The sequence below is a fragment of the Allobosea sp. 05T439 genome, assembly GCF_056396005.1.
Genome location: NZ_JBFTKP010000008.1, coordinates 172481 through 190907, shown reverse-complemented (window position 1 = coordinate 190907; position 18427 = coordinate 172481). Strand labels below are relative to the sequence as shown.

At 65.7% G+C, this 18427-nt stretch carries 17 protein-coding genes; 3 read left to right on the top strand and 14 right to left on the bottom strand.

Annotation, left to right across the window (positions count from 1 at the left end):
- Positions 1 to 221: 221 nt before the first annotated feature.
- The 5 genes from kce to AC1DIO_RS11995 form a co-directional block, all read right to left on the bottom strand.
- Positions 222 to 1154, bottom strand: coding sequence for a 3,5-dioxohexanoate:acetyl-CoA acetone transferase (gene kce, locus AC1DIO_RS12015; protein ID WP_441490734.1), 933 nt, complete (start codon positions 1152 to 1154; stop codon positions 222 to 224).
- Between the two features lie 33 nt (positions 1155 to 1187).
- Positions 1188 to 2126: a 3-hydroxyacyl-CoA dehydrogenase gene (locus tag AC1DIO_RS12010; RefSeq protein ID WP_476853441.1), complete on the bottom strand. Its 939-nt coding sequence runs from the start codon at positions 2124 to 2126 to the stop codon at positions 1188 to 1190.
- 55 nt (positions 2127 to 2181) lie between these two features.
- Positions 2182 to 4707, bottom strand: coding sequence for a branched-chain amino acid ABC transporter ATP-binding protein/permease (locus AC1DIO_RS12005; RefSeq protein ID WP_441490736.1), 2526 nt, complete (start codon positions 4705 to 4707; stop codon positions 2182 to 2184).
- 7 nt (positions 4708 to 4714) lie between these two features.
- Positions 4715 to 5590: a branched-chain amino acid ABC transporter permease gene (locus AC1DIO_RS12000; RefSeq protein WP_441490737.1), complete on the bottom strand. Its 876-nt coding sequence runs from the start codon at positions 5588 to 5590 to the stop codon at positions 4715 to 4717.
- Between the two features lie 202 nt (positions 5591 to 5792).
- Positions 5793 to 7058 carry an ABC transporter substrate-binding protein gene (locus tag AC1DIO_RS11995; protein WP_441490738.1) on the bottom strand — a complete coding sequence of 422 codons (1266 nt, stop codon included), beginning with the start codon at positions 7056 to 7058 and terminating at the stop codon, positions 5793 to 5795.
- A 118-nt stretch (positions 7059 to 7176) separates the two neighbouring features.
- On the opposite strand from AC1DIO_RS11995, the gene AC1DIO_RS11990 reads away from it, so the two are divergent.
- Entirely contained in the window at positions 7177 to 7941 is a 765-nt protein-coding gene (locus AC1DIO_RS11990; protein WP_441490739.1) for a GntR family transcriptional regulator, read from the top strand.
- A gap of 57 nt (positions 7942 to 7998) precedes the next feature.
- Complete coding sequence (locus AC1DIO_RS11985) at positions 7999 to 8775, top strand: SDR family oxidoreductase (protein WP_441490740.1); 777 nt, start codon at positions 7999 to 8001, stop codon at positions 8773 to 8775.
- 94 nt (positions 8776 to 8869) lie between these two features.
- Here AC1DIO_RS11985 and AC1DIO_RS11980 read toward each other — a convergent pair whose 3' ends face one another.
- From AC1DIO_RS11980 to AC1DIO_RS11955, 6 genes are read right to left on the bottom strand one after another with little or no spacing between them, the layout of a single operon-like run.
- Positions 8870 to 10075 carry a mandelate racemase/muconate lactonizing enzyme family protein gene (locus AC1DIO_RS11980; protein ID WP_476853440.1) on the bottom strand — a complete coding sequence of 402 codons (1206 nt, stop codon included), beginning with the start codon at positions 10073 to 10075 and terminating at the stop codon, positions 8870 to 8872.
- 8 nt (positions 10076 to 10083) lie between these two features.
- On the bottom strand, positions 10084 to 11202 hold the full coding sequence (locus tag AC1DIO_RS11975) for a mandelate racemase/muconate lactonizing enzyme family protein (protein ID WP_476823519.1): 1119 nt from the start codon (positions 11200 to 11202) through the stop codon (positions 10084 to 10086).
- 44 nt (positions 11203 to 11246) lie between these two features.
- Positions 11247 to 12260, bottom strand: a complete 1014-nt coding sequence (locus AC1DIO_RS11970; RefSeq protein ID WP_441490743.1) for a TRAP transporter substrate-binding protein — start codon at positions 12258 to 12260, stop codon at positions 11247 to 11249.
- 32 nt (positions 12261 to 12292) lie between these two features.
- Positions 12293 to 13576 carry a TRAP transporter large permease gene (locus AC1DIO_RS11965; RefSeq protein WP_441490744.1) on the bottom strand — a complete coding sequence of 428 codons (1284 nt, stop codon included), beginning with the start codon at positions 13574 to 13576 and terminating at the stop codon, positions 12293 to 12295.
- The gene (locus AC1DIO_RS11960; protein WP_441490745.1) at positions 13573 to 14118 is read right to left on the bottom strand and encodes a TRAP transporter small permease; all 546 of its coding nucleotides are present in this window, start codon (positions 14116 to 14118) and stop codon (positions 13573 to 13575) included. Before AC1DIO_RS11960 ends, AC1DIO_RS11965 begins: the two co-directional genes overlap by 4 nt.
- Positions 14078 to 14866 carry a FadR/GntR family transcriptional regulator gene (locus AC1DIO_RS11955; protein WP_441490746.1) on the bottom strand — a complete coding sequence of 263 codons (789 nt, stop codon included), beginning with the start codon at positions 14864 to 14866 and terminating at the stop codon, positions 14078 to 14080. Before AC1DIO_RS11955 ends, AC1DIO_RS11960 begins: the two co-directional genes overlap by 41 nt.
- Before the next feature lie 208 nt (positions 14867 to 15074).
- Here AC1DIO_RS11955 and AC1DIO_RS11950 point away from each other — a divergent pair, with 208 nt between their 5' ends.
- Positions 15075 to 15359 carry an acylphosphatase gene (locus AC1DIO_RS11950; protein ID WP_441490747.1) on the top strand — a complete coding sequence of 95 codons (285 nt, stop codon included), beginning with the start codon at positions 15075 to 15077 and terminating at the stop codon, positions 15357 to 15359.
- A 130-nt stretch (positions 15360 to 15489) separates the two neighbouring features.
- Here the strand turns inward: AC1DIO_RS11950 and AC1DIO_RS11945 are convergent, their stop codons facing one another.
- From AC1DIO_RS11945 to AC1DIO_RS11935, 3 genes are all read right to left on the bottom strand, one after another.
- Positions 15490 to 16398: a MurR/RpiR family transcriptional regulator gene (locus tag AC1DIO_RS11945; RefSeq protein ID WP_441490748.1), complete on the bottom strand. Its 909-nt coding sequence runs from the start codon at positions 16396 to 16398 to the stop codon at positions 15490 to 15492.
- Between the two features lie 71 nt (positions 16399 to 16469).
- Positions 16470 to 17438, bottom strand: a complete 969-nt coding sequence (locus AC1DIO_RS11940; RefSeq protein WP_441490749.1) for an ABC transporter ATP-binding protein — start codon at positions 17436 to 17438, stop codon at positions 16470 to 16472.
- Positions 17435 to 18427, bottom strand: a complete 993-nt coding sequence (locus AC1DIO_RS11935; protein ID WP_441490750.1) for an ABC transporter ATP-binding protein — start codon at positions 18425 to 18427, stop codon at positions 17435 to 17437. Before AC1DIO_RS11935 ends, AC1DIO_RS11940 begins: the two co-directional genes overlap by 4 nt.

Here is an 18427-nt window from a genome sequence, read left to right as displayed (position 1 = left end):
ATCGTCGGGGGCGCGAGGGACGATGCATCTTCTGCCGCGCAGATCGAGGCGTTCGGCACCGTCATGATGACCGGCAGTAGGTCGGCCGCGATTTCGAGGCGGAGTTAGATCAACGGACCGGATATCGTATCCAGTCCGATGATTTAACCCTTTGTCCTTGCGTCGGCTTTCCCGAAAACCGCAATCCACTTTTCGGGCCGATGCTTTAGTAGCGGCGCCGTTCAAAAGGCGACCTTGTCTGCCCCCTTGAGCTGCAGCAGTTCGCGCGCATCGTCCGGAGTCGCCAGCTCCAGTCCGAGACCTTCGATGATCTTCCGCGCCGCCCGGACCTGTTCGGCATTGGATTTTGCCAACTGTCCCGGCCCGATCCAGAGCGAATCCTCCAGACCGACGCGCAGGTTGCCACCCATCGCGACAGCCATTGCGGCGATCGGAAGCTGGTGACGCCCGGCGCCAAGCACCGACCAATGGTACTGGTCGCCGAAGAGCCGATCGGCCGTGCGCTTCATATGCGCGACATCTTCCGGGTGCGGCCCGATGCCGCCGAGCAGGCCGAAGACCGACTGGACGAAGAAGGGCGGCTTCACCAGCCCGCGATCGACGAAATGCGCCAGCGTGTAGAGATGTCCGATATCGTAGCACTCGATCTCGAAGCGCGTGCCGTTCTCGGCGCAGGTCGTCAGGATGTTCTCGATGTCCTGGAACGTGTTCTTGAAGATGCGGTCCTTCGAGCCTTCGAGATAGGGCTGCTCCCAATCATGCTTGAACGCCTTGAAGCGGCTCAGCATCGGATACAGACCGAAATTCATCGAGCCCATGTTGAGCGAAGCGACTTCGGGCTTGAAATAGGCGCAGGGTCGCAGACGCTCCTCGATACCCATGGTCGGCGCACCGCCCGTGGTGATGTTGATGACGCAATCGCTGCGCTGCTTGATCACCTTCAGGAAGGGCTCGAAGGCCTCGGGGGACTGGTCCGGCTTGCCGGTGACGGGATCGCGAGCATGGACATGCACGAGCGCCGCTCCCGCTTCGGCGGCGCCGACCGCAGCGTCGATGATTTCATCGGCGGTCACCGGCAGGTAAGGCGACATCGAGGGGGTGTGGATCGCACCGGTCACGGCGCAGGTGATCATGACTTTGCGGTTCTTGGCCATGGCGGCTCCCATCAGCGGTCAGGATGAAGGATTTCAGACGGGTTTGCGCGCGGCCGCGCGCTTATGGGCCTGCAGTGCGGCCAGCCGCGTGTCGCGCCAGTCGCTCAGGCGCTTCACCCGCTCGGCCGATTGCGTTCCGGGCCATTCGCTCATGACCGTGGCGACGGTTTCCGCGCCAAACGGGTCGCCGCCAACGGCTTGTGCCGCCATGGTCGCGATGGAGGCGCCGTAACGGGCGCAGTAATCGGGAATACCGCCGGGCGCGTTGAGCTCGATCGTCTCGAACGGCCCCATGAAGGACCAGCGCAGGCCGAGCCCGTCGCGGATCGTCTTGTCGACGTCTTCCGCACTCGCGACGCCCTCGCCGACGAGGCGAAAGGCTTCCGCCAGCAGCACGGCCTGCAGGCGGTTGAGGACGAAGCCCGGCTTCTCCTTGCGCAGCACGATCGGAACCTGCCCGGCCTGTTCATAGATCGCCTTGGCCCGGGCGAGGACGGCTGGAGCCGTCCAGGGCGCCGGTGCGAGTTCGACGATGGGTACGAGATGCGGAGGATTGACGGGATGGGCGACGAGACAGCGGGCCCGCCCCGGGAGCGTCTCGCTGAACACCGAGGCCATGATGAACGAGGTCGAGGAGGCGAGAATCGTCTCCGGCGCGGCAAGCCTGTCCATCTCGGCGAAGAGGGCGCGCTTGGTTTCCACGGCCTCCGGCCCGTTCTCCTGCACGAGGTCGGCGCCGTTCAAGGCATCCGCCAGGCCCGAGGCGACGCGGATACGCGCGAGCGAGCCCCGTGGGTCCTCGACGAGGCCGTGGCCGGCGAGTTCCTCAAGATTGCTGCCGATATGGGTGCGGGCGGCCTCGGCCGCTCCGGGCGCGACATCATGCAGTGCGACGTCGAAACCATGGCTGGCGAAGATGGTGGCCCAGGCACGGCCGATCAGTCCGGAGCCTATGATCGCGATCTTGGTCATGCGTGTTGATCCTGCGGGAAGCGACGAAGGTCGGGATAGGGTTGAGGCAGGGCGCTCACAGCCAGAGCACCTGCCGGCGTAGCGCCAGGTCCTGGCTGAGAGCCTTCGACGGGCCGACATGAGTGACCTGGCCGCGCTCAAGCACGACCGTGCGGTCCGAAAGTGCCAGCGCAAGGTCGAGATGGTGGTCCACGATCACGATCGCGATCTCCTGTCTCAGCTTGTCGAAGGCCTCGAAAAGTTCCTCGACCACAGCCGGGGCGAGGCCCTCGAAGGGCTCGTCCAGCAGCAGGACACGCGTGTCACCGGAGAGCGCCCTCGCCACGGCCACCATCTGCTGCTCGCCACCGGAGAGGTAGTCGGCCGGGGAATGCCAGCGCTGCTTGATGCGTGGGAAGAAGGCGAAGATCTTGTCGTCCTCCCAGCGCGTGCCGTTGCCGGTCAGGCGCTTGAGGCGGCCGAGTTCCATATTGTCCTTGACGCTCATGCCGGCGAAGAGACCGCGCCCCTGCGGCACATAGGCGATGCCGCCGCGCGCGATCACGGCCGGCGGCAGGCGTGCGATGTCGGAACCGGCAAGATTGATCGTTCCCGTGGCGGGCGGCGCGATGCCGGTGATCGTCTTCAGCAAGGTCGATTTGCCGGCGCCGTTGCGGCCGAGCAGCGCCACGATCTCGTTCACGTGGACGTCGAAGCTGACGTCGCGGAGAATGTGGCTCTTGCCGTAATAGGTGTCGACGCCGGAAAGCCCGAGCAGAATCGTCTCTCCTGCCGCACTGGGGCGTGGCTTCTCGGCCAGCGCATGCGCTCCCGAGCCGATATAGACCGCCTGAACCTGCGGGGAGGAGCGCGCGTCCTCGACCGTGCCATCGACCAGCACGCTGCCCTCGTTCATCACCGTGACATGGTCCGCGATCTGGAAGACGCGGTCGATATCGTGCTCGACCAGCAGCACCGGCAGGTCGGCCGAGATCGACTTGATCAGGTTGCCGACGCGTTCGCGCTCGGCTGCTGCGAGACCGGCGAGTGGTTCGTCCAGGAGCAGGACACGCGGCTTGGTGGCAAGGGCGAGACTCATGTCGAGCAGACGCTGGCCGCCATAGCTGAGCGAGCCGGCCTCGGCGCTCTCGATGCCGCGCAGGCCCATGGTCTCGATGACCTGCCGCGTCTCGTCCGAAACCTGTCCCAGCGACTCCGCCGCCCGCCAGAAGCCGAAGCGCTCCGGAGCGCGCGCCTGCACGGCGAGACGGACATTCTCGGCGACGGAAAGCGACGGGAACAGATTGGTGATCTGGAAGGCGCGGCCGATGCCGGCGCGGGTGATCGCTTCGGGCGAGAGCCCCGTGATCTCGCGCTCGCGCAGGCGAACCTCGCCATGATCCGGCCGAAACTGGCCTGAGATCAGGTTGAAGGCGGTCGTCTTGCCGGCACCGTTCGGGCCGATCAGCGCATGCAGCGACCGGTCGCGTATCGCGAGAGTGACACCCTCGACCGCCTTGATGCCGCCAAAGCTCTTGGCGAGGCCGGTCGCGGTAAGGATTGCGCCCTCGACCCAGTTCTGCGGCTTCATGAAATCCGGGAGCGTGACCGCACCGACCTTGCGCGCCGACATTGCCGCATCTTCGGCAGCCTGCTTGCGGAAGGGCCGCAGCAGCCGCTCGCCGACGCCAACGAGCCCCATGGGCGAGAAGACGATAAAGCCGACGAAGAGCAGCCCGAACCAGAACAGCCAGTTTGGCGTCAGGCTCGAGAGATAGTCGCGGAAGATCACGAAGAAGAGCGCGCCGAGAGCCGGGCCCAGGAAGGAGCGCATGCCGCCGATCACGACCATCGCCAGCAATTCGCCGGAGAAGGCGACCGAGATCGGCTCGGCCGAGGTCATGCGGTTGTTGAACAGCAGCAGCGTGCCGGCGAGCCCGGTCAGGGCCGCCGAGATGGTGAAGGCGACGAGCTTGTAGCGATTCGTCTGGTAGCCGAGAAACCGGGCGCGCTGTTCGTTCTCGCGGATCGCGACCAGAACGGTGCCGACCGGAGAGCGCTGGAAGCGCCAGAGCCCGTAGACCACTGCCATGCCGATCAGCGCGACGAGGATGTAGAACGGCAGCGCCTGATCGAAATCGACGCCAGCGAAGAGCGGGCGCCTGATGCCGCCGAGGCCGTCCTCCCCGCCGGTCACGGCGGTCCAGCGGAAGGCGATCGAATAGGTCATGGCGGCGAGCGCCAGGGTCAGGAGCGAGAAATACACGCCCTTGCGGCGCAGGATCAGGGCGCCGAACGCGAAGGCTAGCACGCCCACGAAGAGCACCGCGAGCAGGATCGGCAGGGCGAACTGGCCGGGCAGCCAGTTGCGCTGGATCAAGCCCGCGGCATAGGCGGCGAGCCCGAACCAGGCGCCATGGCCGAAGGAGACGAGTCCGGTCGTGCCGACGAGAATGTTCAGGGCCATGCAGGCAATGGCGAAGACGACGATCTCGGTCGCCGAGGTGGTGCCGAGCCCAATGAAATGCATCAGGAAGGGCAGGGCGGCGAGGCCGATGGCGGCAATCAGGAGAGGCGCGCGGTCGCGCTGAGAGGCTGTCATTTCGCCCTCACTCGAAGCGCTGGATGCGTTCGCCGAACAGGCCGCGCGGCCGGAACAGCAGGACGAGCAGCATCATCAGGTAGATCACCGCGGTCGACCATTGCGTGAAGCCGAGGCCGATGGTGATGCCCTTGACCACGCCGACCATCAGCGCCGCCACGACCACGCCCCAGAAGGAGCCGAGGCCGCCGATGACGACGACGACGAAGGCCGGGGTGATGATCTCCTGCCCCATGGCGGGATGGATCGAGTAGATCGGCGCGAGCAGGACGCCGGCCAGGCCGGCAAGCCCGATGCCGATGCCGGCTACAGCCATCATGTAGGGCTGCAGCGAAATGCCGAGCGCACCGACCATGTCGGGGTTCTGCACGCCGGCCCGGACGACGCGACCAAAGGCCGTGCGCTGGAGCAGGAACCAGAGCCCGAGTACGCAAGCTGCTGCAATCAGGAGCAGAAGCGCGCGATAGCGCGAATAGATGAACTCGCCGAGGAAGATCTGGCCGCGCAGCGCCGGCGGGATCGAGAACGAGAGCGGCGGCGCGCCGAAGATCATGCGCAGGGATTGCTCCGCCACCATCGCGAGCCCGAAGGTCAGCAGCAGCGAAAGGATCGGGTCCGAGCGGTAGAAGCGCTGGAACAGGCCGCGCTCGACGACGATGCCGATCAGCGCCACCAGCACCGGCGACGCGATGATCGCGCCGCCGAAGCCGATATGGGGCGCGAGCACGATCGTGAGATAGGCGCCGATCGCATAGAAGGCGCCATGCGCGAGATTGACGATGCCGCCGAGCGAGAAGATCAGCGACAGGCCGAGGGCGATCAGAAGGTAATAGACGCCGTCGAGCAGTCCGTTCAGAACCTGCTGGATGAAGAGAATGAGCAAGGGGACGCCTTTGCTTGATCGACAGGGTCGGGCAGGGGCGCGGCGCGCCCGAGAGGTTCGGGAGGCTCGTTCATCCCAGCCGCAACGAAGCGGAGTGCCGGGACCATCCCAGGGCGCTGGGCTCTACGATGGCTTCCGGATCGGCGCCGCTGGCGCGGCCGATCCGGAATGACGGCGCGGATCTGGCAAGGGGGGGAGCGCCTCAGCTCATCTTGCAGACCGCCTCGTCCCCCGTCGTCGCGATCACTTCGAGGCTTTCGTTCGGTCCCGGCACGGGCGGCGAGGAGGTGAAGAGATCCCACTGGTTCTTGACCTGCGCTGCCGGCAGCGCCGTGATCGTGTACATTTCGCTCATCAGCTGGTGGTCCGAGGCGCGGAAATAGCCTTCGCGCGTCTTCATGACGTCGAATTTCGCGCCCTTCTCCCAATGCTCGAGGATCTTGGCGGTATCGGTGCTCTTCAGCTCGTTCATCGACTGGGCCATGATCTTCACGGCCATGTAATCGCCCCAGGCCTGGTTCTCCGGCGGCTTGCCGTATTTCTTGGTGAAGGCGGAGACGAAGGTCTTGCTCGCCGGCGTATCGATCAGGTGGTGCCACACGCAGGGCCAGACGCCGCCAAAATTGTCCTTGCCGGCAGCCCAGGCGAGCGCCGTGTCGAAGCCGAATCCGGCGACCGGGAAGGTCAGGCCGAATTCGGAATACTGCTTGAGGAAATTGGTGATCTGGTTGCCGGCAAGGTTCGAGATCACGATGTCGGGCTTGGCGGCGCGGATTTCGATCAGGAGCGCCGAGAAGTCGGTTGCGTCGGTCGGCACCAGCTTGTCGGCGGCGAATTGGCCGCCATTGGCCTCCATGAAGCGCTTGGCGACCTTGAGCAGGTCATGGCCGAAGGCGTAGTCGGCGGTCAGCGAGAACCACTTCTTGCCCTTGACCAGCCCCTGCGCCATCAGCGAGCGGCCGCAGCTCTTCACATACATCGAGTTCTGGTGCTCGACATGGAACATGTAGCGGTTGCAGCTTTCGCCGCGCAGGGCATCGGAGTTGCCGCCGGTGTTGACGAAGAGGATCTTGTTGCGCGCTGCGACCTGCGAGATCGTCAGGCAGGAGGCCGAGGAAATCTCGCCGAGAATGCACGCGACCTTGTCGCGCTCGATCATGCGCTCGGCCTTGGTCGAGGCGGTCTGCGGATTGACCGAATCCTCCTTCAGGGCCTCGAGCTTGCGGCCATTGATGCCGCCCGCAGCATTGATCTCCTCGACGGCGAGGTCGACGGCCATGACGCCGTACTCGCCGAGCGGACCGAGGAAACCGGTGCGCGGCGTCAGGTGGCCGAAGCGGATGGCATCCGGCGTCTGCGCCAGGATCAGCGACGGACTTGCAATCAATCCGGTAGCGGCACCGGCTCCAAGCCCGGCAAGGGCCTGACGTCGTGACAAACGAAATTTCGACTGCTGATGGTCTGCCATTGCGTTCCTCCCAGAACGGTTCCGCGCTTTGCGCTGGAGATTGTCGACCTGCTGTCTGCTCTGCTGGCGGCTTGATATCCACTTGTCGTGATCTGTGATMACAGTTAGGTTGGCAGACATGGTTGCCCCTGTCCAGTCCTTCGCGAATCCGGCTGCCGACGATGGGATCGGTGATGTCTCGGCTGGTCGCGATGCATCCGCGCTCGACGAGGTCGGGGCGCTGACGCGCGAGACCCTGGGGGAGAGGGTCACCGGGGAATTGCGGGCGCTGCTCGTCGCCGGCCGGCTTGCTCCGGGTGAGAAGCTCTCGCTGCGGCGTGTCGCGGAGGCTCTTGGTGTCTCGATGATGCCGGTGCGCGAGGCGGTCAGCCGGCTCGCCGCGGATGGCGCGTTGGAGGTTCTGCCCGGACGTGCCGTACGCGTTCCGCTGCTGCGATTGGCACAGTTTCGCGAATTGACGCGCCTGCGCCTGGTCGTCGAGGGCTTTGCGGCCGAAGAGGCGGCGAAGGCGGCAAACGAAGCCGAGATCGAGGAGATTGCCCGGCACGAGGCCGCGTTCCGACAGGCGGCGAGCGCCGATCCCCCAGACGCCGCTGGCGCAGTCGCAGCCAACCGCAATCTGCATTTCACGCTCTATGAGGCGGCGCGCATGCCGACCTTGGTCGAGATGATCGAGCGGCTCTGGCTCAAGGCCGGCCCCATCCTCAATCTCGATATGCGCCACGAACCGCGCCGCCTCGACGGTGGCAGCGCCGTGGTTTCCCATGCCGCCCTGCTCGATGCCCTGCGGCGCCGGGATCCGCAGGCTGCAAGGGCCGCGCTGGAAGCCGATATCGCTGCAGCCGCCGCCCATATCGAAAGCACCGGTGGCCTGGCGCCATAGTCAGGGTTCGCCGCAATCTGAGAGGCGCTACGGCGCGGGCATCGGGGGGAGACGACAATGGATTTGCAGATCAAGGGATTGCGCGTTCTGGTTACGGCGGGCGCCAACGGCATTGGCCGGGCGACGGCACGCGCCTTTGCGGCGGAAGGCGCCAGGGTCCATATCTGCGACGTCGATCGCGAGGCCCTGGCAGCGATGGCGTCCAGCGATCCGGCGATCACGCAATCGGTCTGCGACGTCTCTGACCGCGACGCGGTGGCCAATCTGTTCAATGAGGCGCTGGCGGCGCTCGGCGGGCTCGACTGCCTCGTCAACAATGCCGGCATAGCCGGGCCGACCGGCCGCGTCGACGAAATCGATCCCGCGGACTGGGATGCCTGTGTCGCAGTCGATCTGACCGGTCAGTACAACTGCACCCGGCTCGCCGTGCAGCATCTCAAGCAATCCGCCAATGCCAGCATCGTCAATCTGTCGAGCCAGGCCGGCAAGCACGGCTTTCCGCTGCGCTCGCCCTATGGCGCGGCGAAATGGGGGGTCATCGGCTTCACCAAGGCGATCTCGGCGGAGCTCGGCGAGTTCGGAATCAGGGCCAATGCGATCTGCCCCGGCCTGGTCGACGGTGCCCGTATCCAGAGCGTGATCGCCAACAAGGCGCGCAGCTTCAACATCTCGCATGAGGAGATGACCCAGCGCCTGTTCGCGGGCGTCTCGATCAAGCAGTTCGTCGACCCGAACGACATCGCCAAGCAGATCGTCTTCCTGGCGTCCCCCTTCGCCAAGACAATCTCCGGTCAGGAAATCTCGGTCTGCGGCGACACGCGCATGCTCAGCTGAGCGGGGAGCAGAGCAGGGCGCGAGATCCTTGCAGCGACCCGGCTTCGCTCGGAGGCCGGGTCGGAAATGCGACGGCGGGCGCCGATACCGAAGTTCAGAGGTCGGAGAGGCGGCTGAAGCGCACGATAGCGTCGGCGCGCTTCTCCAGCCCAGGGAGCAGCTCGAGGCCGAGGCCGGGCGCGTCCGATACGGTGATMATCCCGTTCTCGGCCTTGGGCAGGTCGGTGACCAGCTCGGTGTACCAGCCGGTATAGAAGGCGCGGACCGATTCCTGGATCAGCGTGTTCCGGGCATGCATCGAGAAATGGCACGATGCCGCGTAGACGACCGGGCCTGTGCAGTCATGCGGGGCGACCGGCGTGTGCCAGGCCTCGGCCATGCCTGCGATCTTGCGGGCTTCCGACAGGCCGCCACACCATGACAGGTCGAGCATGACGACCCCGGCGGCACCGGTCTCGAGATAATCTCGGAAGGAATGGGTATAGGCCAGCGTTTCCGAGGCGCAGACCCAGGCCTTGGAGTGGCGGGCGTACTCGCCGAGATCGTGGACATTGTCGAGCCGGAACGGGTCCTCGTGCCAGTAGGTGTCGAATTCGGCCAGGCGCTCCGCCAGCTTCTTCGCCATGGGCAGGCTCCAGAGCGAGTGGAACTCGACCATGATGTCCATCTTGTCGCCGACCGCCTTGCGGATCTTGCGGAACGGCTCCAGCGCGGTGTTCAGTTCCTGAGGCGTGATGTCCCAGCCGGCCGCGCGTTCTGCCGCGATATCGAAGGGCCAGATCTTCATGCCGGTGATGCCCTGCTCGAGCAGGGAATGGGCGAGTTCGTCGGCGCGATAGAGGAAGCCTTCGAGATCCTCATAGGGGCCGCCTTGCTCGCCGACATGCCAGTTGGCGACAGCCTGCGAGCGCGCATCGCGAATATATTTGTAGCCGGCACAGGTGTTGTAGGTGCGAATCGTGTCGCGCGTCTTGCCGCCGAGCGCGACGCTGACCGGCTGGCCGATCGCCTTGCCGTAGATGTCCCAGAGCGCGATGTCGACGGCCGAGTTGCCGCGCGTTTCGACGCCCGAGCCGCGCCAGCCGAGATAGTTGTTCAGGCTGGCATTGCGCGCCTCGATCTGGAGCGGGTCCTTGCCGAGCAGCTTCGGCGCCACGGTCTCGTGCAGATAGGCTTCGACCGCGGCGGCGCCCATGAAGGTCTCGCCGAGACCGACCAGGCCCGCATCGGTGTGGAGCCGCACCCAGATGATGTTGCCGAACTCGGTCAGGCGGATGGTTTCAACAGCAGTGATTTTCATGAGGTTTCTCAAGCGAGAGGCTTGGCGTAGCGGGTGAGGGCCCCAGCGGTCGGCGTCGTGCCGGCGCCGGGCTGCTGGGGTCTTAGGAAATAGCCATCGGCGACATTGGCGGGCTCGACGAAGGCATCCTTGATCCAGGGAATGTATTCGAGGATCGGCGTCGCCTGATGCCAATAGGCGAGATGGACATGGACCTGGCTCATCTCGCCAGCATGGGGCGCGACCGGCAGGCGGCTGGCGAGTGCAAGCTCCGCGACCTGGATGTACTCGGTGATGCCGCCGAGGCGGGTCACGTCGGGCTGGACGTAGTGGATGGCGTCGGCCGCGACGAAGGCGCGGAAGGCGTCGAGCGAATAGAGCTGTTCCCCGAGCGCAATCGGTATCGAAGTCGCCTTCGCCAGCGCGGCATGCGAGCCGACATCGTCATACCAGAGCGGCTCCTCGAACCAGAAAATGTCGAGCGCCTCGGCCCGCGCGCAGAAGCGCTTGCAGGTCGGCAGATCCCATTTGCCGTTGCCGTCAATGGCGAGGGAGACGTGGTCACCAATGGCACGGCGCACGGCTTCCAGCCGGGCGATGTCGATCCCGGGGTCGGCATGGCCGACCTTGACCTTGAGGCGCCGGAAGCCGTCACGTTCGACCGCCATGCGGCAGCCTTCGACAAGTTCGTCCCGCGGGATCGAAAGCCAGCCGATATCGGTGTTGTAGGCTTCGAGCTTCGGCTTGGTTGCGCCGCCGAGCAGGTGCCAGAGCGGTACCCCGGCCGCCTTCGCCTTGAGGTCCCAGAGCGCGACATCGACCGCGGCGAGAGCGAGCTGAGTGATACCGGCGCGTCCGACCCATTGCAGGGCCGGGTGGCGGGCGAGCTTCAGCCAGAGCCGCGTGATCTCGGAAGCATCCTCGCCGATCAGCAACGGGGCATAGCAGTCGCGGATGCAGGAGGTGATCAGCCGGTCGGAGGCGATGTCGGCATGAGTGCCGGTGAAACCGTAGCCTTCGAGGCCGTCCTCGGTGACGATCTTGGCGCCGACGACGCCCCAATGGCTGATGCGGTGGGTCGAGTCGGCAATCGAGCCGCCCGTCACCGGGATATGCAGGATGAAGGGTTCGATGCGGGTGATGCGCATGGCGGTAGCCCCGGAGCTGTCGTGCGGCTCCGGGGCTCTCCTGTTCAGTTGGTGCCGCGGATCTTGGCGAGATCGGCCTTGAGGCGGTCGATCGTCTCCTTGCCGATCGAGGCCTCGTGGCGCTGATAAACGGCCGCGGTGGCCTCGCGCATCTTGGTCAGTTCGTCGGCCGAGACGTCCGAAACCTGCATGCCCTGCTTCTTCAGGTTCGCCATCGACGTGTCGTTGAGCGTGCGCGAGACGCGGCGCTCCTCATCGCGGCCGACGGTCGAGCACTCGTTCAGGATCGCCTGTTCTTCGCTGGAGAGCTGGTCCCAGAGCTTCTTGGAATAGAGCACCAGGAACGGGGTATAGGCGTGGCGTGTCATCGTCAGGTACTTCTGCACCTCGTAGAGCTTCGAGGTGTCGATGGTGACGAGCGGGTTCTCCTGGCCGTCGATCGCGTGCGTCTCGAGCGCCGCGAAAACCTCGCCGAACGCCATCGGCGTGGCATTGGCGCCCATGCTCTTGAAGCTGTCGAGGAAGATGTTGTTCTGCATCACGCGGACCTTGAGACCGGTGAGCTCTTCAGCCTTGGAGACGGCGCGCTTCGAGTTGGTCAGGTTGCGGAAGCCGTTTTCCCAGTAGGAGAGGTTGACGACGCCGAAGGCGGGAAGCTTGTCGGAGATGTACTTGCCGAAGGCTCCGTCGAGGACTGCATCGGCTTCCTTCTCGTTGGTGAAGAGGAAGGGCAGGTCGAAGACGCCGAGCGCAGGCATGATGCCGACCAGCGGCGAGGAGGAGGTGATCACCATCTCCTGCGTGCCGGCACGCAGCGCCTGCGTCGCCTGCAGGTCGCCGCCGAGCGCGCCGCCCCAGAAACCCTGGAGCTTCAGCTTGCCGCCGGACTTTTCAGTCATGCAGGCGCGCATCTTGGCGACGCCGTTGCCGACCGGGTGGTCCTCGTTGATGCCGTTGGAAACGCGGATATTGCGTTCCTTGATCTGCGCCTGGGCGGACCCTGCAAGCGCCGCAAGCGCGACGCCGGCGAGGATGGAGACGAGACGTGAGCTCAGCATGGGCTTTCTCCTTGATTGCCTTGGTTTTTGGATTAGCGGCCGCTCAGCCAGGCAAGCGGAACGGTCACGAGCTGCGGGAACAGGATCAGCAGGAACATCGCGACGGTCTGGGCGACGAGGAATGGCCAGACGCCGCGGATCACCAGAGACATCGGGATGCGGGCCACGCCACAGACCACGTTGAGCACGATACCGACCGGCGGCGTGATCAGGCCGATGGCGTTGTTGATGATGAAGAGCACGCCGAAATAGATCGGGTCGATGCCCGCCTGCTTGATCACCGGCATCAATACCGGTGTCAGGATCAGCACTGTCGGTGTGAAGTCGAGCGCAGTGCCGACGACCATGACCAGCAGCATGATGACGATCATCAGGACCGTCTTGTTGTCCATGAACGGCTCGAGCACGCTCGACAGCTCGGCCGGGATATTGGCCTGGGTGATGAGCCAGGCCGAGACGACGGCCGCGGCGACCAGCAGCATGACTGCGCTCGTCGTCTTGGCGGCGGTCAACGCCACCTTGTAGAGGTCGCGCGGCTTGAGCTCGCGATAGACGAACATGCCGACGACGAGCGCGTAGACGGTCGCGACCACGGCCGCTTCGGTCGGCGTGACGATGCCGAAGCGGATGCCGCCGAGGATTGCGAGCGGCATCAGCAGGGCAAGCGAACCGTCCCAGGTCGCCTTCAAACGCTCGGCGCCGCTGCGCCGCGGCAGGACCGTGATCTTGTCGTGGCGGCAGACGATGAACCAGGCGATCACCAGCGACAGGCCAATGAGCAGCCCGGGAAAGACACCCGCGAGAAAGAGCTTGGTGATCGAGAGATTGGCGGCGACGCCGAAGACGATGAAGCCGATCGAAGGCGGGATGATCGGGGCGATGATGCCGCCGGATGCGATCAGGCCGGCCGAGCGACCGGTATCGTAGCCGGCCTGGCGCATCATCGGCAGCAGGATCGAGGCGAGCGCAGCGGTATCGGCCGCAGCAGAGCCTGACAGCGAGGCCATGATGATGGAGGCGAAGATCGCGACGTAACCTAGGCCGCCATGGAGATGGCCGACCAGCGAGAGCGCGAAGTTGACGATGCGCTTGGACAGGCCGCCGGCATTCATCAGCTCGCCGGCGAGCAGGAAGAACGGGATCGCCAGGAGCTGGAACGAATCCGCGCCGATGATCATGTTCTGGGCGATGATCTGGGTGTCGAAGACGCCGAGCCAGAGCATCAACGCGACCGCGCAGACGATCAGCGCAAACGCGATCGGCATGCCGAGCGCCATCGCCCCGCAGAGCGAGAGGAGGAAGATGGTGATCGTCATTCGAGGTGGCCCTTCAGGTCATGTGAAGGATTGCCGCTGTAGTCGCCGGCAAACTCGGCCAGTTCGAATTCGCCGAGTTTTCCCGTCAGGGCGCGAACGAGCCGGGCAAGCGTGATGAAGCCGATGCCAATCCCGGCGAAGTACAGCACACCATAGACATAGCCCATGCTCAGCCCGGTGACCGGCGCGACCGCGGTGGCGTTGATCTCGTGCTGCTTCCAAGTTCCGTCGAGCAGCATCACGCAGCAGGCCAGGATGAAGGCGTCGCTGATGATCATGCAGATCAAACGGCCTTGGCGGCCAAGCGCGCCAACCAGCGTGTCGACGCCGAGATGCCCGTTTTCGCGCATCACCACGACGGCGCCGATATAGGTCAGCCAGACGAAGAAATAGCGCGACAGCTCCTCGGACAGATCGAGGCCGGAGTTGAAGGCATAGCGCAGGACGACATTGCCGAAGACCATCACGACCATCCCGGCGAGCAGGATGACCAGGACAGCCTCAAGCCCTCGTAGGATCCATCTTTCGGCTTTTGCGAGCATGGTGCGTTTCCTGTGAGTTTCTTGTTCCCTCGCTCCTTTCCGCGACGGAGGTCGTCCGTCCGGGGGCGAGGTCGATATCGGCCTGGGCCACTTTCAGAAGCGCGATCATGCTCTCGCGAGCCTGCTCGGGCCTGCGCGCGGTGATCGCTGATGCGACATGGCGGTGGATCGCAACGGACGCCTGGGCCCGCTCGTGGTCGTGCATCGACAACCGGAACGAGGCTTTCAGCACGGCGTGCAGGATCGGCTTGAGCTGGAGCAGAAGACTGTTCCCGGACGCCTCCAGAATCGCCTCATGGAAGCGAAAATCCGCCGCCTCGTGTTCCGCTTTGCCCGGAGCGTCGGCCATCCCTTCCAGCGCCGCCGCGACGGCGCCGATCTGAGCGGGCGTGCCGCGCTCGGCGGCGAAGGCTGCTGCCGCGGGCTCGATCATGTTGCGCAGTTCGAGAAGATCGCGTTCGAACCCGCTCGCCATGCCGGCATCGGTGATCCAGTCCATCACCTGAGGGTCGAGCAGCCGCCACGATGACATCGGCTGGATGCGCGAGCCTACGCGGGGCCCCGTCGTGATCAGCCCGAGCGCCTGAAGGGTCTTCGTCGCTTCGCGGATCACCGTGCGGCTGACGGCGAATTGGGTGGCGAGCTCGTCTTCCCGCGGCAATGCGCCGTCGTTGCCGATCTGGCCTCCGACGATCATGCGGCCAAGGCGGTCGACCAGATGCGAATGGAAATTGGAGGGGCGCGCCATTGTATGATCATATCATCATATGATTGATTGGCGCACAAGCCGTCGGTCACGCGCCCGCATCGGCATTGCCGGGGATGCGTCGTCGAAGGGTGTCCGGTAGTATGGGGATGTCCGTTCGCCCGGCTGCGATGGCCAGCCCGAGGGAGCGACCGTTGAGCGATGCGGTGCGCGTGCGGTTTTCGCGGGTGCCCAAGGGACGGGAAGGAGCATGAACCTTCACCTGATCATCTCGGGCCGCGTGCAGGGCGTTGGCTATCGGCAGTGGTTCTGTGCGCGCGCACGCGCTGCAGGCGTGGCGGGCTGGGTGAGAAACCGGGCCGACGGCACGGTGGAGGCCGTGGTCTCGGGGCCGTCCGACATCATTGAGACGCTAGCCGCGGATGCCTTCGATGGGCCGCCTGGGGCCGGCGTCCAAGACATCGATCGGAGCGAGGTTGATGGCTCGCTCGTCGGCGCTCCGGGCCGGGGCTTCGTCATCGCGCCCAGCGTCTGAACGGGTGATGGGCACGGCGACAGGAAGAGAACGAGGTCCCGCGACGGGCCGGTCTCCCGCGTTGTCCGCCATCGTGGCGCGATCGGACACGAAGAGGTTGGCCTGTGCGGAGCCGCACCGGCCCCCACGATCAGTCCTTTGGATCGGCGTTCGGGTCGGAGTCCAGCATCTGGCGCCAGCCCGCATGCAGCACCGACGGGTCTTCACGGTCGACGCTGTAATGGCGCAGGACGTGCTGAACATCGTTCATGCGGCCGATCAGCTGCGGGCCCTGACGCAGGCCGACAAGGATCATCAGCACTTCGATGGCGATGAGCTGGACCACATAGGCATCCGTCCCGACCAGCATTGCGGTGTCGTGCGGAACATCCAGCGGCAGCGCGACGTCGGCAAGCTGCGCAAGCGGCGTTCCGCCCTGGGCCAGCGCGATGATCGTCGCACCACGGGCCTTGCCGACCTCGACGGCGCGCAGCAGTGCCGGCATGCGGCCGACGAAGGAGATCGCGACCAGCACATCCTCCGAGGTCAGCGTTGCCGCTGCGACGAGCTGAAAATGCGCATCGGAAAAGGCATTGGCGTTCAGGCCGAGGCGGAACAGCCGCGCCTGCAGATCCTGCGCCAGGAAATGCGATGTCGCGCCGGTGCCGAGGCAATCGATCCGCCTTGCCTTGCTGATCGCAGCCGCGGCGCGATCGAGATCGAGCGGATCGATGCGGCGTTGCCATTCGGCGAGCACGGTCGTGATGCTGCCCGTGACGTTGCGCAGCACGTCGCTCGCGGTCTCCCCCATCCGCACGGAACGGTGCAGGAACGGCGCGCCGAGCGCCACCGCTCCGGCGAGCTTCAGCTTGAGGTCCCTCAGGCCCTGGCAACCGACCAGCCGGGCGAAGCGTACGATTGTCGGCGCGCTGACCCCGGCGCGCGCCGCGATATCCTCGACATTCGCCTTCACCACCCATTCGACTTCGTCGAGGAACAGGCGCGCCACCCTCTGCTGGCTCTCGGACATCGCGCCGAGCCCCTGCCTGATGGAGCTCATGATGTCGGAGGCGCCAATCGAATCGTCGGGGCCGCTGGGGCGGCCGGCTGCGTCAGCAGGGACGATGTCTGTCATGCGCTCGGACTGTGGCTGATATCGAAATGACAGGCAAACTGATGTTCCGATCCCGTCCCGCGCAAGACCGGAGCCTCCTTGGCGCAACGCTCCGTCGCGTGCAGGCAGCGGGTGCGGAAAACGCAGCCCGAGGGCGGAGCGAGCGGAGACGGGATGTCGCCGGTCAGCATGCGCTCGCGCGGCGGCGCGTCCGGGTCAGGCCTCGGCGATGCGGCGATCAGCGCCCGCGTATAGGGATGGCGCGGATGGCGGGCGACCTGCTCCGTCGAGCCGATCTCCATGATGCGGCCGAGATAGAGCACGGCGATCCGGTCACACATCAGCTCGACGACATCGAGGTCATGCGAGATGAACAGCATCGCCAGGCCGAGCCGCCGCCGCAGGTCCTGCATCAGGTTCAGCACCTGTGCCTGCACCGAGACATCGAGGGCCGAGACCGGCTCGTCGGCGATGATCAGTCTCGGTTCGACGGCGAGAGCCCGCGCGATGCCGATGCGTTGCCGCTGACCGCCGGAGAACTCATGGGGGTAGCGCTCCATATGTGCGGCGGGAAGGCCGACGAGTTCGAGCAGTTCGGCGATCCGCGCCTTGCGTGCCGCCCCGCGCGCAAGGCCATGGGCATCGAGCGCCTCGCCGACGATGCTGCTGACGCGCAGCCGCGGATTGAGGCTGGCATAGGGGTCCTGGAACACCATCTGCGCCTGGCGACGGAACAGCCTCAACCGGCGTTCCGGCGCTGCCGTGATGTCCTGTCCTTCGAAACGGATCTGACCTGCCGACGCATCGATCAGGCGCAGCGCAAGCCGGCCGATCGTGCTCTTGCCCGATCCGGATTCGCCGACCAGCCCGAGCGCTTCGCCGCGCGCCAGCGAGAAGCTGACGTCGTTGACGGCGCGCACCAGGTGGGGTGCCTTGCCAAAGCTCTTGGAAAGGCCTGCAATCGTGAGGAGCGGTTCCGTGCTCATGCAAGTTCCCTCCAGCGCAGGCAGCGTGTCTGCCGCCCCGCATCATTCTCCAGCATGGGGGCCTCGATGGAGCAGGCAGGCGTTGCATCAGCGCAGCGCGGCGCAAAGGCGCAACCGCGCTCGACGCGCGAAACCTGCCCCGGGATCGAGCGCACGACGCGCCGACCGCTTGAGTCCTGGATTGCGCGCGACGGCATGCACTCCAGCAGGGCGCGCGTATAGGGGTGGCGCGGTGCGTTGAAGAGGTCCCGAACCGGCGCGCTTTCGACCACCTCGCCCGCATACATCACCGTCACGCGGTCGGCGATCTCGGCGACGACGCCGAGATTATGGGTGATGAAGAGCACGCCCATTCCAAGCTCGCGCCGCAGCCGGTCAAGCAGCGTCAGCACCTGCGCCTGGATCGTGACGTCGAGCGCCGTGGTCGGCTCGTCGGCGATCAGCAGGGCCGGCCGGCAGGAGAGCGCCAGCGCGATCATGACGCGCTGACGCATGCCGCCCGACATGTGATGCGGATAGTCCGAGGCGCGGCGCGCCGCATCGGGGATTTCGACGAGGCCAAGCATCTCGACGGCGTGCGCCCAGGCCTTGCGCCGGTCATAGCCGAGATGCAGCCGCACCGCCTCGGCGATCTGCTCGCCGACGGTCAGCACGGGGTTCAGGCTGGTCATCGGCTCCTGGAAGATCATCGCGATCTCGGCGCCGCGCAGCGCCTGCATGGTGGCCCGGGGCGCGGTGGCGAGGTCGATCGTATCGCCGGAACGGCGACGGAACAGGATGCGGCCCTGCGAGACCCGCCCCGACGGGCGTGGCAGCAGGCCCATGGTGGCGAAACTCGTCACTGACTTGCCGGAGCCGGACTCGCCAACCACCGCGACGGTTTCGTTCTCCGAGATCCGCAGTGAGACGCCGCGCACCGGCGTCACCTCACCTTCTTCGGTGCGGAAGGAAACGGCGAGATCTTCGATGGCGAGAAGGGGCGCGGTCAT

Bases quoted from the DNA above. Each gene is read 5' to 3' on its own strand.
- kce (WP_441490734.1), bottom strand. From the start codon at position 1,154: ATGGCCAAGAACCGCAAAGTCATGATCACCTGCGCCGTGACCGGTGCG.
- AC1DIO_RS12010 (WP_476853441.1), bottom strand. From the start codon at position 2,126: ATGACCAAGATCGCGATCATAGGCTCCGGACTGATCGGCCGTGCCTGG.
- AC1DIO_RS12005 (WP_441490736.1), bottom strand. From the start codon at position 4,707: ATGACAGCCTCTCAGCGCGACCGCGCGCCTCTCCTGATTGCCGCCATC.
- AC1DIO_RS11995 (WP_441490738.1), bottom strand. From the start codon at position 7,058: ATGGCAGACCATCAGCAGTCGAAATTTCGTTTGTCACGACGTCAGGCC.
- AC1DIO_RS11990 (WP_441490739.1), top strand. From the start codon at position 7,177: ATGGTTGCCCCTGTCCAGTCCTTCGCGAATCCGGCTGCCGACGATGGG.
- AC1DIO_RS11985 (WP_441490740.1), top strand. From the start codon at position 7,999: ATGGATTTGCAGATCAAGGGATTGCGCGTTCTGGTTACGGCGGGCGCC.
- AC1DIO_RS11975 (WP_476823519.1), bottom strand. From the start codon at position 11,202: ATGCGCATCACCCGCATCGAACCCTTCATCCTGCATATCCCGGTGACG.
- AC1DIO_RS11970 (WP_441490743.1), bottom strand. From the start codon at position 12,260: ATGCTGAGCTCACGTCTCGTCTCCATCCTCGCCGGCGTCGCGCTTGCG.
- AC1DIO_RS11965 (WP_441490744.1), bottom strand. From the start codon at position 13,576: ATGACGATCACCATCTTCCTCCTCTCGCTCTGCGGGGCGATGGCGCTC.
- AC1DIO_RS11960 (WP_441490745.1), bottom strand. From the start codon at position 14,118: ATGCTCGCAAAAGCCGAAAGATGGATCCTACGAGGGCTTGAGGCTGTC.
- AC1DIO_RS11955 (WP_441490746.1), bottom strand. From the start codon at position 14,866: ATGGCGCGCCCCTCCAATTTCCATTCGCATCTGGTCGACCGCCTTGGC.
- AC1DIO_RS11950 (WP_441490747.1), top strand. From the start codon at position 15,075: ATGAACCTTCACCTGATCATCTCGGGCCGCGTGCAGGGCGTTGGCTAT.
- AC1DIO_RS11945 (WP_441490748.1), bottom strand. From the start codon at position 16,398: ATGAGCTCCATCAGGCAGGGGCTCGGCGCGATGTCCGAGAGCCAGCAG.
- AC1DIO_RS11940 (WP_441490749.1), bottom strand. From the start codon at position 17,438: ATGAGCACGGAACCGCTCCTCACGATTGCAGGCCTTTCCAAGAGCTTT.
- AC1DIO_RS11935 (WP_441490750.1), bottom strand. From the start codon at position 18,427: ATGACCGCGCCCCTTCTCGCCATCGAAGATCTCGCCGTTTCCTTCCGC.